Origin of the sequence: Vibrio fluminensis (assembly GCF_015278125.1) — a bacterium.
GTDB lineage: Bacteria > Pseudomonadota > Gammaproteobacteria > Enterobacterales > Vibrionaceae > Vibrio > Vibrio fluminensis.
Genome location: NZ_JADILO010000011.1, coordinates 49,868 through 65,565, shown reverse-complemented (window position 1 = coordinate 65,565; position 15,698 = coordinate 49,868). Strand labels below are relative to the sequence as shown.

Sequence of the window (15,698 nt, the reverse complement as noted above, 5' to 3'; positions counted from 1 at the left end):
CTCTCAATTTTCTACTCTTCTCGCATCTACCATCTCAACTCTCGGTTCTACTATCTCAATTCTCACATCTACCATCTCTATTCTCGCTTCTTCAATCTCAACTCTCTGCACTCTAAACCTTAGCTTATGGCAATCTTAACTATTAATTGCTTCATAAAAGTCGTTTAATGATGCATAAATAGTCATGGCTTGTTTTTATGAAGTGATCTTTCTGCATTTAAACAGCATAAATCACTATTGAATTGGTTAATTAAATGTAAATAAAATGCCGTGTTAGGGAATGCATAACACAAAAAATTGTTTCTATACTTATAGTCAAGAGACTTTAAACCGAGCAGTTTGCGATGACTTGGATAAGGTCGAGTGTAAGGATACAGAACCTGCATTGGCATGCGGTATCGAGAGGGAATGTGCGATGACGGTAGAAATGAATGTACAAAGAGCGCTGTTTGATGAGGTGATGGTACCTTGTTACAGCCCAATGGAAATGATCCCAGTAAAAGGTGAAGGTTCACGAGTATGGGATCAAAACGGTAAAGAATACATCGACTTTGCTGGTGGTATTGCCGTGAGCTGTTTGGGTCATTGTCACCCAGCAATGGTTGCGGCACTTAATGATCAGAGCCAAAAAATCTGGCATTTAAGTAATGTCATGACCAATGAGCCCGCGCTGCGTTTGGCGAAAAAACTGACCGATCTCTGTTTTGCCGATAAGGTCTTTTTTGCTAATTCTGGCGCAGAAGCCAATGAAGCGGCGCTCAAACTGGCTCGTCGTTATGCGGCGGATGTTTATGGCGCGGAAAAATCAGAAATTATCGCCTTTAAACAAGGCTTCCACGGGCGGACATTTTTTACTGTGACGGTCGGTGGTCAAGAAGCCTATTCAGACGGTTTTGGTCCAAAGCCCGGTGACGTTACTCACCTTGAATATAATGATGTTGATGCTTTGCGCGCGCATATCTCTGACCGCACTTGCGCGATCATGATGGAGCCATTGCAGGGTGAAGGCGGCATTATTGCACCCACCGATGAATTTATTCAAACCGTGCGTGAACTATGTGATAAGCACAACGCGCTACTGATCTTTGATGAAGTTCAAACCGGTAACGGACGTACTGGTGAGTTTTATGCTTACCAAGGTCTGGGTATTACGCCAGATATTTTAAGTACCGCGAAGTCTCTCGGTGGGGGTTTCCCAATTGGCGCAATGCTGACGACCAATGAACTGGCTGAGCATTTAAAAGTGGGCACTCATGGCTCGACTTATGGCGGTAACCCGCTTGCTTGTGCGGTTGCAGAAGCGGTGATTGATGTGGTGAGTGAGCCCCAAACTTTAGCAGGTGTCAAAGAGCGTGAAGCACTATTCCGCGCAGGGCTAGAGAAAATCAATGCTAAGTATCAGATCTTCAGCGAAATCCGTGGTAAAGGTTTACTGCTTGGTGCGGCACTCAATGAAAAATGGCAAGGTCGCGCTCGCGATGTGTTGGTTGCGGCAGGAGAACAAGGGCTTATGGTCCTTGTGGCGGGAGCCAATGTGGTGCGCTTCACGCCATCTTTAGTGATCAGTAAGCAAGATATCGAACAAGGTTTAGAAAAACTGGATAAGGCTCTCGCAAGCCTGACTAACTAATACCAATCAGGATAAGTAAGTGGTCAGAAAATTGCGCAAGAAAAATCGCTTAGAACTAGACGCAGATTGCCGCTAACTAGTTATTCTAATTACAAAATCTGCAACAACGTTATCAGCGATTTTAATCAGCAAGGATGATCAAAGACTTATGCTGATTGGTATAATTACAACATTCAGCGAAAACAGAGCTCTGTTTTCGCTATATCAACCCCGCAGCGGTTCTTAAGTGGTTATGGCAACTCGCTTGCCTTGAACCTGCTTGAGATTGCGGTGTTGATATCAGTATCTGGAGGGAGTATCGATGCTGGTTGTTCGTCCTATCTCTATGTCAGACTATGATGCGTTGCACACCTGTGCAGTGGAATCTGGTCACGGATTTACTTCTCTACCGGTTAATCAAGAATTACTGACTAACCGTATCACCCACTCAGAATATAGCTTCGCTAAACCTCAAGTTACCGAACCTGGTGATGAAGGTTATCTCATGGTCGGTTTTGATAGTGACAGTGATGAAGTGGCTGGCTGTACTGGGATTGAAGCATCGATTGGTTGGGATGTGCCGTTTTATTCTTACCACATCAGTACCATCGTTCATTCATCGCCCAAGTTGGGGGTGAATAATGTGGTGAAGCTGCTGACCTTTGGCAATAACTACACTGGATGCAGTGAAATTTGTACCTTGTTTTTGCGTGAGAAGTTCCGTGGTGGTCTCAATGGACGTTTGATGTCGAAGTGCCGCTTTTTGATGATGGCGGAGCATCCTCATCGTTTCTCAAAAACCGTTTTTGCTGAGATGCGTGGTGTCTCTGATGAAGAGGGCAACTCTCCATTTTGGCAATGGCTGCAAGAGAATTTTTTCAGTATCGACTTTACCATGGCAGATTACTTAACCGGGATTGGTAAGAAAGGATTTATTGCCGACCTAATGCCGAAGTTACCTATCTACATCAATTTGCTTAGTCCAGCAGCGCAAGCGGTCATTGGGCGGGTGCATGACAATACCAAGCCAGCATTGAGTCTATTGGAAAAAGAGGGTTTCACCTGTCGTAATTACGTCGATATTTTTGATGGTGGCCCGACCGTCGAGTGCGATTTGCGTAATATCGAATCGGTGCGTCACTCTTTCCGTGCCAAAGTTGCTATCAGTGAGCACAGTAGCGATAACGACTATTTGATCAGTAACACCTTGTTTGAAAACTTTAGAGCCGTCGCGGCTAAAGCGGCTCACGACCATGCCACTGAGTCGGTCATTATCGCACCGGATGTTGCAGCGGCTTTGCAGGTCGAACACGGGGATTACGTGCGCATGCTTGCGCAATAACGTCAAACAGTTAAGGAATGATGATATGACACAGTGGATAGCAGGTAAGTGGCTAGAAGGTGAAGGTGAAACGATAGAGTCAATCACACCATACAGTGGTGAAGTAGTATGGCAAAGCCGCAGCGCAACGGCGGCTCAAGTGGATGAGGCGGTTTCATCCGCAAGACGGGCATTTTTAAGCTGGAAAAAGCTGAGCTTTGAGCAGCGTGAAGCGGTCGTGTTGCGCTTTGCGGAATTGGTGAAAGCCAATAGCGAGCAAGTTGCTGAGGTGATTGCCAAAGAGACCGGGAAGCCGCTGTGGGAAACGCGTACGGAAGCGGCGGCAATGGCGGGTAAAATTGCCATTTCAATTCGTGCTTATCATCAGCGCACGGGTGAGTCGCAACGTGAGGCAGCAGGTAATCAAATCGTCCTGCGTCACCGACCGTTAGGCGTTATGGCTGTTTTTGGTCCTTATAATTTTCCTGCACATTTACCCAATGGGCATATTGTCCCTGCGCTGTTAGCCGGTAATACCGTTGTGTTTAAGCCGTCGGAGCAAACTCCGTGGACGGGTGAACTAGCGATGAAACTTTGGCAGAAAGCGGGTTTGCCTGATGGTGTGATTAACTTAGTTCAAGGCGGTAAAGAGACCGGGATCGCGCTCGCTGAATCAAAAGGGATTGATGGGCTGTTGTTTACCGGCAGCGCTAATACTGGGCACTTACTGCATCGCCAGTTTGCAGGTCAGCCAGATAAAATGCTGGCGCTGGAGATGGGCGGTAACAACCCGATGGTGATTTCAGAGCAGTACGGAGATCTCGATGCGACCGTTTATACCATTATCCAATCTGCATTTGTCAGTGCTGGTCAGCGTTGTACCTGTGCGCGCCGACTGTATGTACCAAGCGGCGATAAAGGTGATCAACTGCTGGTGAGACTAGTCGAGGCCACGCGCAATATTCGTGTTGATCAACCTTTTGCCGACCCCGCGCCTTTTATGGGACCTCAGATCTCTCAAGCGGCGGCGAAAATAATTCTCGATGCGCAGCAAAACCTGCAATCACTCGGTGGTGAAAGTCTCATTGAAGCAAAGTTAGGTTCATGCGCATTTGTTTCACCGGGCATCATTGATGTAACGGCTGTCGAAGCGTTGCCGGATGAAGAGTATTTTGGCCCTTTACTGCAAGTGATCCGCTATCAAGGCATCGAGCAAGCGGTAGAGTTCGCCAATGATACCCGCTTTGGTTTGTCAGCAGGGTTAGTCTCCACCGATGACGCTGAGTGGGAGTATTTCGTTGAGCATATCCGAGCGGGTATTGTTAACCGCAATCGTCAGTTAACCGGAGCCAGTGGCGATGCGCCATTTGGTGGGCCGGGGGCGTCGGGCAACTTGCGTCCAAGTGCTTATTACGCAGCTGATTACTGCGCTTACCCAATGGCTTCAATGGAAGGCGAGCAACCCCAGCTGCCCGATAGCCTGAGCCCTGGCATCACATTGTAAAAACTTAGACTAAGTCACATAGGTTAATGCTCTAGTGACTTAGTCTTACACTACACTTGATTGACCACTCAAATAACAATAACGACACCCTACACCGAAACAAGGAGGCGCTATGACGCCAGATACATTGTTCCAGTCGCTATGGGAAGATTATACCTCGCGCCTTTGCCCTTCCGCGGGTAATGTGCATAAGCTGCTGCAAGAAGATGAACCACTAATCAATGACCACATAGCCCTGCGTACCTTCAACTTAGCGCCAGTTGAGTTAGAGGTGTTAGCTAAACCTTTCTTGGCGTTAGGCTACCAAGAGGCTGGCGATTATCTGTTTGAAGCCAAAAAACTGGTCGCCAAGCACTATCAACACCCTGACCCAACTCAACCTAAAGTGTTTATCAGCCAACTTAAAGTTGAAGAGTGCTCTACGCAGCTACAAATGATAGTCAAACAGTTGGTTGCTCAAGTATCCGCGGAGGATATGCAAGGTAGTGAGTTTTTGTACGCCGGTCGCCCTTGGCAATTGACGCATCAAGATTATCAACGCCTCGCACAAGAGAGTGAGTACGCCGCGTGGTTAGCCGCGCACGGTTATGGCGCTAACCACTTTACCGTGAGTGTTAATCAGCTCAATCAGTTTGACCAAGTGCAACAGGTGAATGACTACCTTAAAGCTTGTGGTTTTGTGATTAATCAATCGGGTGGTGAGGTAAAAGGTTCCCCAGATGTATTGTTAGAGCAGTCGTCTACTATGGCAGACAAAGTTCAAGTGGAATTTGATGATGGGGTAGTGCTTATCCCCGGAGGTTTCTACGAGTTTGCTAAGCGCTACCCAATGGAAAACGGTGAGCTTTATCCTGGGTTTGTTGCCGCATCAGCCGATAAGATATTTGAGAGTACCAACGGGTAACCGATAACGGAACGCTGTCGCTTACGGAGACGGGAATGCTTCGAGCACGGAACACTGCCGCTCACGGAGGCGGGAATGCTTCGTGCACGGAACGCTGCCGCTCACGGAGGTGGGAATGCTTCGCGCACGGAATGTTGCCTCTCACGGAGGTGGGAATGCTTTGCGCACGGAACGCTGTCGCTTACGGATGCGGGAATGCTTCGCGCACGGAACGCAGTCGCTTACGGATGCGGGAATGCTTCGCACACGGAATGTTGTCGCTGACAGATATTGGAGTGTTTCGTGTATGGAACGGGGTTTAAGTTGTTTTATCTCGAAGGACTAGGTCCGATCTCGGAGCGAAGCGTTCCAAATTCTCGATTCCGCTCAAGAAAAAAGCCACCCGAGGGTGGCTTTTGCAATCTTACTCGTTCACTTAATGTGAATTAGCGAGTGCCGTACACAACGATAGTTTTACCGTGAGCAGAGATTAGGTTCTGCTCTTCTAGCATCTTCAAGATACGACCAACGGTTTCACGAGAACAGCCAACGATTTGACCGATTTCTTGACGTGTGATCTTGATTTGCATGCCGTCTGGGTGAGTCATAGCATCAGGTTGTTTCGCTAGGTTTAGTAGCGTTTGCGCGATACGACCAGTTACATCTAGGAATGCTAGGTCACCCACTTTTTGGCTAGTCACTTGTAGGCGACGTGCCATTTGCGAAGACAGACGCATAAGAATGTCTGGGTTTACTTGAATAAGTTGACGGAATTTCTTAAATGAAATTTCAGCTACTTCACAAGGAGACTTGGCACGAACCCAAGCTGTGCGCTCTTGATCTTCTTCAAATAGACCAAGTTCGCCGATGAAATCACCTTGGTTTAGGTAAGAAAGGATCATTTCCTTACCTTCTTCGTCCTTGATAAGAACCGCTACAGAACCTTTAACGATGTAGTACAAAGTTTCTGCTTTCTCGCCCGCATGAATTAGCGTGCTTTTTGATGGGTACTTATGAATATGACAGTGTGAAAGGAACCACTCTAATGTTGGATCGGTTTGAGGTTTACCTAGAACCATAATATCTCACTTCCTCTGCAGGGTACGCTTGCGCTTTCCATGTTGTTGCTAAGCCCAAAATGGGGATAACTAGGATAAGAGCACTTTACTGGTGCTGCAAGCTATCTTGTGTTTCGGTTTCAAATAGTATCCTTTTTCCCGAAGGATTTCTTGATTTTAATCGGGTACTCAGTGTTATTTTATAAGTGAAAACGTGCACATGATCACGGTATGAAAAGTAATCGTGTTTATCGCCACCTAAGTCACTTCAAAATGCGTACTTCAGAGCGTCGTCACTTTCCTGATTCAAAGGAAAGACAAGGAGAGCTAGAGCGCTTAGTTGCGAGCCATCTCAAAGTCGTGTGAGGGTGATGTGCTCAATGAAACTCGTATTTCTAGGTTGCTTGGGTAACAGAACTAGCCAATTTTTCCCGTTTCTATTAACTGCTGAAGAATCGGTCTGACAATCAATTCCATCGCGAAACTCATTTTGCCACCAGGGACAACAAGCGTGTTATGACGCGACATGAATGACCCATCTATCATTGCTAATAGGTAGGGATAGTCAACATTTTTAAAGCCGCGCAAGCGAATTACCACAAAGCTTTCATCTAAGCTTGGAATCCCCTTCGCATCTAATGGGTTTGATGTGTCCACCGTAGGCACGCGTTGAAAGTTAATATGCGTGCGAGAGAATTGAGGGGTGATGTAGTTTAGATAGTCATCCATAGAACGGACTATCGAGTCCATTACCGCTTCACGAGAATGTCCACGGTCTCGCGTATCACGGACAAATTTCTGAATCCATTCAAGGTTGACGATCGGCACCATACCAATAAGAAAGTCGACATGCTGCGACACATTAACACCGCCATCAACAACGCCACCGTGTAAACCTTCGTAGAAAAGTACATCACTGTCTTCGGGGAGTTCTTGCCATGGTGTAAAAGTACCGGGCATTTGGTTGTAAGGTACCGCTTCATCGAAAGTGTGTAAGTAGCGACGGACTTTACCGCTGCCATCTTCACCGTATTGACGGAAAAACTCAGCTAGGGCCGGGAAGTCGTTCGCTTGCGGACCAAAGTAGCTGATATGGCGACCTTGTTCGCGGGCTTTGCGGATCTCCACATCCATTTCAGGACGCGTAAAGCGATGGAAGCTATCTCCCTCTACCCAGGCTGGTTTGATGTCCATCATATTGAACATCTTGCGAAAGGCTTCGGAGGTCGTGGTAGTACCCGCACCAGAAGAACCAGTGACGGCAATGATTGGATGCTTTGCTGACATGACAAACCCTGTCTAAAACTAACGTTCCTGTTAATTGTTCTTAAGCGAGCTCAACAAGTTGTTGAGTCACTTGGGTATATAACAGCAATATAACATGCTTTAACTTTTACGCTAAAAAATAATCCTAGAGCAATCCACAATGTTGCTTTATTTCGCTATTTGTCTGGTAGCCCTAGGAGCGTGTTCAGAATTTCTGTTTAAGTTGAATATCCACAGTTTCATGGAGCTCGGAGTAGACGATGACTGCCTCACCCGTCGCAAGCTGAGCTTTAACTTGGTCGACTTTATCTTGCAATGAAATCTCGACAGTGCCGTAGTCGGTTCCTTCACGCAGTACAAATTCTCTAATTAAATTGTCTAGGGTGTCAGCAGCAATATCTTGCCAAGGGATAATCATAAATACCTCTTACTTTTATGATTGAAATGAGCGCCAGCTTTTCTGGCTCTCATATTATGCGTTTTTTAGTGGCTGATAGTAAGCGGGTAACATCTCTTCTAGCCAGAATCTTGGTTTGAGTAGTGAGCCAGTGACAAAGCCAACATGGCCGCCGTTATCGAGCAGTCGATAGTCGATATTGTCAGGCAGTACAAAGTGGGGGATCACCGCGTCAGTCATAAAGGGATCATCTTTAGCATGAATGATCTGCGTAGGCAGTTTGATCTGTTGTAAGCGATGGATACCAGAGCAGCGCTGATAATAATCTTCAGCGTCTTTAAAGCCATGCAGTGGCGCGGTGATGAGATCGTCAAAGTCGTATAACTTAGTCACGCGCTTAATGGTTTGGTAGGTGAGCCCAAGCTCTCCTTTGAGTAGATGGTGTTTGCGCAGCGCATTGCGCTTGAGAGATTTGAGTAAGTAGGCTTTGTAGAGCTTAGAGAAACCTTGCTCTATACGACTGGAGCAGGCTGAGAGATCCAGTGGTGCTGATACAATCGAAGCCGCATCTAACAATGGCTCCTCAGCGTATTCGGCTAAATAGTTAGCCAGCATATTGCCGCCAAGAGATATGCCTACCGCAACCTTGGTTTGCTGAGGGAATTGCTGTTGGAGCTGCTGCAAAAAGAAACGCGCATCTTCCACTTCACCTGAATGGTAGGCGCGCGGTAAGCGATTGGGTTTACCGCTACACCCGCGAAAGTGCATCATCACGGATAACCAACCCTGCTTAGCAAACGCCGACATTAATCCATTGGCATAAGGGCTATAGAAGCAACCCTCCAAACCATGAAACAGAATAAATAGCGGCTTGTTTTGTGCTGCATCGGCTTGCGGATCTTCACTCCAGGCAAGATCGATGAAGTCACCGTCAGGGGTGTCGAGAGTTTGCCAAATGGGTTCGAACAGCGCTTTTTTACGAATAAAACGTGGCGCTAGAGTTTGCATATGGGCATTGGCCATGCCCGCGGCAGCGGTAAAGTTTGTCATAGCGTGTCAGTTGGGTTATCCGGTGCAAAGGGTTGAGAGAAAATGGAGTAAAGGTGCTCTCCATCTAACTGACGACAATAACGCAGAGTCAATGGTTCATCTTCGGCGTTGTGCAGAGTAAGCCCATTAATACAATCGACTAAATCTGACTGTTGTTGTTTTTCTAGTTGCAGTTCAAATTGCAAGGTTTCTCGATATAAGCTATCGGGAACAGTAAGTTTGAGTTTTCGGCGTAGCTCTCTAAAGCTACTGAGAAGGGTTTCAGAGCGGCTCAAGCATTGTTCAACTTGAGCCCAATCTCTAAGCGCGATAGTCGCGCCTTGTTCATCCAGCCATTTGAGAAGCAGCAGGAGGTTAACGTTACCATGGTGATGGTTTTGCAGAGTTAAGCACGCTTCCTTCACTTCTCGCACACTGTAGTATTGCAAGCTAAACTGCCAAAGGCGTTCTAGGGTAAGTGAAAGGTATACGCGCTTATTACTCATTGATCACTGAACTCCTGTTCCATCTGCTCTAGCTCTTCTTGGAGAGCCATCCATTCCATTTCTACGTCTTCTAACTCAGCTTTGCTGGAAGCTTGTATCGTGAGAACTTGATTAAGTTTAGCCTTGTTTTCGGCCTCATACAGTGAGTTGTCCGCTAATTGTTGCTCTGCATTGGCAAGTTGTTCACCTAACTTATCCATCTTATCTTCAAGCTTTGTCAGATTTTTGCGAATCGGTGCCGTTAGTTTACGGAACTCTGCTTCGCGGCGTTTTTGATCTTTTTTCGCTGCGGCACTGTTAGCGGTATTTTTCTCTGGTTGTTCCGCTTGCGCTTCACGGCGATCCGCTTTTTGTTGCTCTGTTAGCCACTTGTAGTAGTCGTTTAAATCGCCATCAAATGGCGCCACTTGGCGATCATGGACTAGATAAAGGTCATCGGTTGTTGCACGCAGTAGGTAACGGTCGTGCGAGACAATCACCATTGCACCTTCGAAGGTTTGCAGTGCCATGGTTAGCGCCTGACGCATATCCAAATCCAAGTGGTTGGTTGGTTCGTCGAGTAGTAGTAAGTTTGGCTTTTGCCACACAATTAATGCCAGCACCAAACGTGCTTTTTCACCACCAGAGAAAGGCGCCACTTTCTCCAGCGCTTTATCGCCTTGAAATCCAAAGCTACCAAGGTAATCACGCAGTTGTTGTTCGGTGTGTTTTGGCGCAATCTGCATCATGTGCTGCAAAGGCGTTTCTTCTGGGTGCAGCGTTTCTAACTGATGCTGGGCAAAGTAACCGATTTTTACCCCTTGAGAGTAAGTCAGTTCACCGCTTTGTGGCTTATGCTCGCCAGAGAGCAATTTGATCAGTGTCGATTTACCCGCACCGTTACGACCCAGCAGACCAATGCGGCTACCCGGTACGAGGTTAAGGCGGATTTTCTCGAGAATAAGGTTATCACCGTAACCTGCTGACGCTTCATCCATCATAATGATTGGGTTTGGCAAGGCTTCTGGTTCACGGAATTCAAAACTAAATGGATTATCAAACTGTGCTGGCAGCACTTTTTCCATTCGCTCAAGGGCTTTGATGCGGCTTTGTGCTTGGCGAGCTTTCGAAGCTTTATAGCGGAAACGGTCAATATAGCTTTGCATGTGTGCCATATGCTTTTGCTGTTTGGCATACATGGCTTGTTGCAAGATCAGTTTCTGAGCACGTTGATCTTCAAACGATGAGTAGTTACCGGTGTACTCATTCAGCTTTTGGTTTTCAACATGAATAATGCGACCGACGATTGGGTCAAGGAAATCACGGTCGTGTGAGATCAGTACTAGTGTGCCAGGGTAGTTTTGTAGCCAGCGTTCTAACCACATTACCGCATCCAAGTCCAAGTGGTTGGTTGGTTCGTCGAGCAATAGCAGGTCAGAGCGGCATAGTAGTGCTTGCGCAAGGTTAAGACGCATACGCCAACCACCGGAGAACTGAGTTAGGTTCCAACTCATTTGTGGCTGAGTAAAGCCCAGACCATCCAAGAGTTCTGCCGCACGAGCACGAATACTGTAGCCACCGATGGTTTCTATTTTTCCATGCAATTCAGCGACGAGTGTGCCGTTATCCGCTTGTTCAGCTTGCGTCAATTGTTGTTCAAGAGAACGGTATTCTCGATCACCATCAATTACATACTCAAGAGCGGTTCGGTCAAGCGCTGGGGTCTCCTGCGCTACCCAAGCTAACTCCCAGTGCGCTGGTTTGCTAAAATTACCAGCATCGATGGAAAGTTCGTCTTTGATCAGAGCAAAGAGAGTCGACTTACCACAACCGTTTTTACCGACCAAGCCAACTTTATCGCCTGGATGAATGGTTGCAGATGCGTTGTCTAGCAGGGGCTTACCACCGCGTAGCAATTGAATATCAGAGAAGGTAATCATAGAGTTTTGTTTTTTCTTTAATCGTTTCCGCACGCATAGTAGGAGGATTGGTCGAAAAAGTCGATCATTGCGTTATCTCGTTCAACCGCGTATAACAAAATGATAACGAAAATAAAAGGAATGCTGTACACGGAATGGATTTATCAGTTGCTGCTCAAGTCAAAGTTCTCATTTTGTATGCTCATCCTGAGCCACAAACGTCCGTCGCTAACCAAGTGATGATCAATAAGATCGCCTCACTAGATAATGTCACTGTGCGCGATCTATACGCGCTCTACCCAGATTTTTTTATTGATGTAAATGCAGAGCATCAAGCACTGCTTGAGCATGATGTAATAGTTTTCCATCACCCAATGTATCTTTATTCTTGTCCCTCACTACTCAAAGAGTGGCTCGACCGAGTGTTGGGTAAGAAAGGGTTCGCTTATGGTGAAGGCAGTGCGCTGCGCGGTAAATATTGGCGTAGCGTTATTACCACTGGGGGTAAGCAAGAGGCGTTTGGTGAGCATGGTTACAACAAATATCCCCTTGAACAGATCTTGCAGCCGTTTGAACTGACGGCAGCCTTATGTCGCATGAATTGGATTGAGCCTTTAGTGCTCTATTGGGCGCGTAATGTGTCTGACAATGAGCGCGAGTTACATGCCGACCAATATTACCAGTGGTTGTTAAACCCGCTGGCGGATGTGAATGTAGTCAGTGGCGAGGTCGTTACTTTACATTCTACTCAGCAGGGAGGTGGTAATGGCTCTTGAAAGTGACTTTTTGCAAAGCAGTGCTATTTTCCTCACAGCCGCAGTGGTGGCAGTGCCATTGGCGCAGCGTCTTGGTCTTGGCTCGGTATTGGGTTACTTACTTGCCGGGGTTGCGATAGGTCCATGGGGGTTAGGATTGATTCGCGATGTGGATGCAATCCTCCATTTTGCTGAATTTGGCGTGGTATTGCTGCTATTTTTGATTGGTCTTGAACTGAATCCGAAAAAATTATGGCAAATGCGTGGTCCAATTTTAGGGCTTGGCGGAGCTCAAGTTGCTTTGACTACCGCCTTTATCGCCAGTGTCGCCAATGCAATGGGTCTATCTTGGCAAGTGAGTTTAACCATTGGTATGGGCTTGGCACTTTCATCAACTGCCATTGCGTTACGCGTGATTGAAGAACAAGGATTAGCAGGAAGCGAAACCGGACAATCGGGCTTTGCGGTTTTGCTGTTCCAAGATATCGCGGTGATCCCAATGTTGGCGATGCTGCCACTCCTCGCGGGCAACACCAGCGGTAATTGGCAAGATGGTTTGTGGATGCTTGGTGGTGTTATTGGCTTATTGGTTGGTGGGCACTTCTTATTGCGACCACTGTTTCGTTATGTGGTCGCCAGTGGTGTGCGTGAACTGTTTACTGTCGCGGCGCTGCTGTTGGTGATTGGTATTGCGCTGATCATGAAGCAGCTTGGGCTATCAATGGCACTGGGTGCATTTCTGGCGGGGGTGTTGCTTGCCGAGAGTGAATATCGTCATGAATTGGAAATCGCCATCGAGCCGTTTAAAGGACTGTTGCTTGGGCTATTTTTCATTGCCGTCGGTATGGCGGTTAACCTAGGTCTGTTAGCGCTGCATCCGTGGAAGATTCTGTTTGGCGTTTTAGCCTTGATCACGGTTAAGGCGTTACTGCTTTATGCTTTAGCTCGTGCGGCAGGTAGTCGAGCGAAATCGCGTAGTCGTATTGCGGCGATTCTCAGCCAAGGGGGCGAATTTGCCTTTGTTATTTTTACTGCGGCGCAAAGCCAAAGTTTACTTAGCGCAGAACAAACCGCATTTTTGCTGGTGGTAGTGAGTTTGTCGATGGTTACCACGCCGTTACTGCTAATGGGCCAAGAAAAATGGTATGCCTTGAGTCTTAATCAAGATGATGACACGCAGCTTACTACGGATGTGGTGGACAACCAGCCTCGAGTGATTATTGCTGGCTTCGGCCGTTTTGGTCAGATAGTCGGACGCTTGCTTTATGCCAATAAAATCAAACTGACGATTTTAGAAAGTGATGCCAGCCAAATAAAGCTGTTAAGGAAGTATGGCTATAAAGTGTTTTATGGTGATGCGACTCAGCTAGATTTACTGAGGGCGGCGGGCGCAAGCAAAGCTGAAGCGATTATTCTTTGTACCGATTCACCTGATGAGATCATGCAGATTGTTGATTTATGCACACAACATTTCCCTCAATTGAAGATTCTTGCTCGTGCACGTAGCCGAGTCGAGGCGTATCAATTGCTCAGTCATGGTGTAGATAAGTATTCACGCGAGACATTTCTTGGCGCTTTAGATCTCGGCAAGCTCGCACTTATCGAACTGGGAATGCATCCTTATCAAGCCCAGCGCGCAGAATCTCACTTTAGAAAGTTAGATAATGCGATGCTGAAAGAACTACTTCCTCAACACAGTGAAGATAAACAATTGGCCCAAAGAGCCAAAGAAGCCCGTAAAGAACTAGAAGAGATTTTTGGTCGTGAGATGGAGAATGATCAGCAGACCAAAAACTTCTGGGATTAAGCAAAGCCAATAAGCCGTAAAAAGAGTATGAAATGAAGAAAAGATTTATTGCAGGAGCGAGTTGTCCTAAATGTCAGCAACAAGATAGTTTACGCTGGTGGATTGAGAATAATATTGAGTTGGTAGAGTGCGTTGATTGCGACTATCAAGATCAACGTAAACCCCAGTCGGTTGAGCAAACGACGCATGCTGATGAAAATATGATCGGGATTTTTAGACCGGAATAATTGTGTTTCTCAAATTCATCCCCATAATACGCAGGGTAATGTTTTAAATCCCAGCAATCTGGGTCTCAATAATGCCTTGGAGCAATTATGAAAATTGAAAAGAACGTAGTCGTAAGCCTAGCGTACCAAGTAAAACTAGAAGATGGCGCAGTTGTTGACCAATCAACTACTGATGCTCCACTAGATTACCTACACGGTAACAACAACCTAATTACTGGTCTAGAAAAGGCTCTAGAAGGTAAACAAGCTGGCGACAAATTCGAAGTAACTGTAGCTCCAGAAGAAGCATACGGCGAGCACAGCGATGACCTAGTTCAACGTGTTCCTGCAAATGTATTCCACGGTGTTGACCAAATCGAAGTGGGTATGCGTTTCCTAGCAGACACTGACCAAGGTCCAATCCCTGTAGAAGTGACTGAAGTTGATGGCGACGACGTTGTTGTTGATGGTAACCACATGCTAGCTGGTCAAACTCTAACTTTTGAAGTTGAAGTTGTCGCAGTACGTGAAGCAACAGCAGAAGAGATCGAACACGGTCACATCCACCAAGGTGGTGGTTGCTGTGGCGGTCACGACCATGACCACGAAGGCGGCTGCTGTGGTGGCGAAGATAAAGGCGACGATCACGAGTGCTGCGGTGGCGGCGGTTGTGGTTCTCACTAATCGCAATTTTGCTTAAAGCAGAATAGATAAAAGCGCAGCCGATTGGCTGCGCTTTTTACTTTCAGGGTGTTACTTTTAGTATACAGATTAGAGACTTCGTGATCAGGCGGCAACGGCATCGTTGGCTAAATTACGCAAATCCTGCATAGTTTCTTGGTAACTCTTCTCTTTACCGAATAGACCGGCAGTACCCAAAATAAAGTATTCCACTTTCTCGCCGAGACGTTCAATCACTTCTGGGCTGATCGCGCCATCGATGGCGATTTTAGTTTTTGTTCCCTGACGTTCAATCATTTCAATAATACGATCAATGCGGTTATATGCATTTGGGATAAATGCTTGTCCAGCAAAGCCAGGGTTCACGGACATCACCAGAATCACATCGGTAACATCTAAAACATCTTCGATCGCACTAAGCGGTGTTCCAGGGTTGATTGCTAAACCCGATTTGATGCCTTTTGCCTGAATGTTTCCCAACGTGCGGTGTAGGTGTGGGGGCGCTTCTGCATGAATGTACATGAGCTTTGGACCTAGAGCGGCAAATAGATCAATAAACTGATCTGGGTTAGATAGCATTAGATGTACATCGTAGTCGATATCAGTGAGCTCACGAATAGCTTTGATATCTTCAGGACCCAATGCAAAGTTTGGTACAAAGTGACCATCCATAACATCGATATGCAACATATCAACATGGGCTTTTTCTAGCTCTTTGAGCTCTGATGCGAGTTTAGAAAAGTCCACACACATCATTGATGGACAAAACTTAGACATA

At 46.6% G+C, this 15,698-nt stretch carries 16 protein-coding genes; 9 read left to right on the top strand and 7 right to left on the bottom strand.

What is annotated here, in order from left to right:
- The first annotated feature begins 415 nt into the window (after nucleotides 1-415).
- From IRQ95_RS10025 to IRQ95_RS10010, 4 genes are all read left to right on the top strand, one after another.
- Nucleotides 416-1,630 (top strand): aspartate aminotransferase family protein, encoded by a 1,215-nt coding sequence (locus IRQ95_RS10025; RefSeq protein ID WP_194436796.1) that lies wholly within the window; start codon nucleotides 416-418, stop codon nucleotides 1,628-1,630.
- Nucleotides 1,631-1,931: 301 nt separating this feature from the next.
- A complete protein-coding gene (gene astA / locus IRQ95_RS10020; RefSeq protein WP_194436795.1) occupies nucleotides 1,932-2,951 on the top strand; it encodes an arginine N-succinyltransferase in 1,020 nt (339 codons plus the stop codon).
- Nucleotides 2,952-2,976: 25 nt separating this feature from the next.
- Nucleotides 2,977-4,434, top strand: coding sequence for a succinylglutamate-semialdehyde dehydrogenase (gene astD / locus IRQ95_RS10015; protein ID WP_194436794.1), 1,458 nt, complete (start codon nucleotides 2,977-2,979; stop codon nucleotides 4,432-4,434).
- A 112-nt stretch (nucleotides 4,435-4,546) separates the two neighbouring features.
- A complete protein-coding gene (locus tag IRQ95_RS10010; RefSeq protein WP_194436793.1) occupies nucleotides 4,547-5,338 on the top strand; it encodes a DUF1338 domain-containing protein in 792 nt (263 codons plus the stop codon).
- 425 nt (nucleotides 5,339-5,763) lie between these two features.
- Here the strand turns inward: IRQ95_RS10010 and crp are convergent, their stop codons facing one another.
- The gene (crp, locus tag IRQ95_RS10005) at nucleotides 5,764-6,396 is read right to left on the bottom strand and encodes a cAMP-activated global transcriptional regulator CRP (protein WP_005597159.1); all 633 of its coding nucleotides are present in this window, start codon (nucleotides 6,394-6,396) and stop codon (nucleotides 5,764-5,766) included.
- A gap of 210 nt (nucleotides 6,397-6,606) precedes the next feature.
- On the opposite strand from crp, the gene IRQ95_RS22295 reads away from it, so the two are divergent.
- Nucleotides 6,607-6,741, top strand: a complete 135-nt coding sequence (locus IRQ95_RS22295) for a hypothetical protein (RefSeq protein ID WP_267254537.1) — start codon at nucleotides 6,607-6,609, stop codon at nucleotides 6,739-6,741.
- A gap of 51 nt (nucleotides 6,742-6,792) precedes the next feature.
- On the opposite strand, the gene IRQ95_RS10000 is transcribed toward IRQ95_RS22295, so the two are convergent.
- From IRQ95_RS10000 to IRQ95_RS09980, 5 genes are all read right to left on the bottom strand, one after another.
- Entirely contained in the window at nucleotides 6,793-7,662 is an 870-nt protein-coding gene (locus IRQ95_RS10000; protein WP_194436792.1) for a phosphoribulokinase, read from the bottom strand.
- Nucleotides 7,663-7,846: 184 nt separating this feature from the next.
- Nucleotides 7,847-8,059 (bottom strand): YheU family protein, encoded by a 213-nt coding sequence (locus tag IRQ95_RS09995; protein ID WP_194436791.1) that lies wholly within the window; start codon nucleotides 8,057-8,059, stop codon nucleotides 7,847-7,849.
- Between the two features lie 54 nt (nucleotides 8,060-8,113).
- Nucleotides 8,114-9,088, bottom strand: coding sequence for a hydrolase (locus IRQ95_RS09990; RefSeq protein WP_194436790.1), 975 nt, complete (start codon nucleotides 9,086-9,088; stop codon nucleotides 8,114-8,116).
- Entirely contained in the window at nucleotides 9,085-9,573 is a 489-nt protein-coding gene (locus IRQ95_RS09985) for a TIGR02444 family protein (protein WP_194436789.1), read from the bottom strand. Before IRQ95_RS09985 ends, IRQ95_RS09990 begins: the two co-directional genes overlap by 4 nt.
- Entirely contained in the window at nucleotides 9,570-11,492 is a 1,923-nt protein-coding gene (locus IRQ95_RS09980; protein ID WP_194436788.1) for an ABC transporter ATP-binding protein, read from the bottom strand. The genes IRQ95_RS09985 and IRQ95_RS09980 overlap by 4 nt, the downstream gene beginning before the upstream one ends.
- 134 nt (nucleotides 11,493-11,626) lie before the next feature.
- Between IRQ95_RS09980 and kefG the strand changes: the two genes are divergently transcribed.
- The 4 genes from kefG (at nucleotide 11,627) to slyD (ending at nucleotide 14,923) form a co-directional block, all read left to right on the top strand.
- On the top strand, nucleotides 11,627-12,247 hold the full coding sequence (gene kefG / locus IRQ95_RS09975; RefSeq protein WP_194436787.1) for a glutathione-regulated potassium-efflux system ancillary protein KefG: 621 nt from the start codon (nucleotides 11,627-11,629) through the stop codon (nucleotides 12,245-12,247).
- Nucleotides 12,237-14,033: a glutathione-regulated potassium-efflux system protein KefB gene (gene kefB / locus IRQ95_RS09970; protein ID WP_194436786.1), complete on the top strand. Its 1,797-nt coding sequence runs from the start codon at nucleotides 12,237-12,239 to the stop codon at nucleotides 14,031-14,033. Before kefG ends, kefB begins: the two co-directional genes overlap by 11 nt.
- Nucleotides 14,034-14,065: 32 nt before the next feature.
- Nucleotides 14,066-14,260, top strand: coding sequence for a YheV family putative zinc ribbon protein (locus IRQ95_RS09965; RefSeq protein WP_194436785.1), 195 nt, complete (start codon nucleotides 14,066-14,068; stop codon nucleotides 14,258-14,260).
- A gap of 87 nt (nucleotides 14,261-14,347) precedes the next feature.
- Complete coding sequence (slyD, locus tag IRQ95_RS09960) at nucleotides 14,348-14,923, top strand: peptidylprolyl isomerase (RefSeq protein WP_194436784.1); 576 nt, start codon at nucleotides 14,348-14,350, stop codon at nucleotides 14,921-14,923.
- 102 nt (nucleotides 14,924-15,025) lie between these two features.
- On the opposite strand, the gene rpe is transcribed toward slyD, so the two are convergent.
- Nucleotides 15,026-15,697 (bottom strand): ribulose-phosphate 3-epimerase, encoded by a 672-nt coding sequence (gene rpe / locus IRQ95_RS09955; RefSeq protein ID WP_194436783.1) that lies wholly within the window; start codon nucleotides 15,695-15,697, stop codon nucleotides 15,026-15,028.
- Nucleotide 15,698 lies beyond the last annotated feature (1 nt).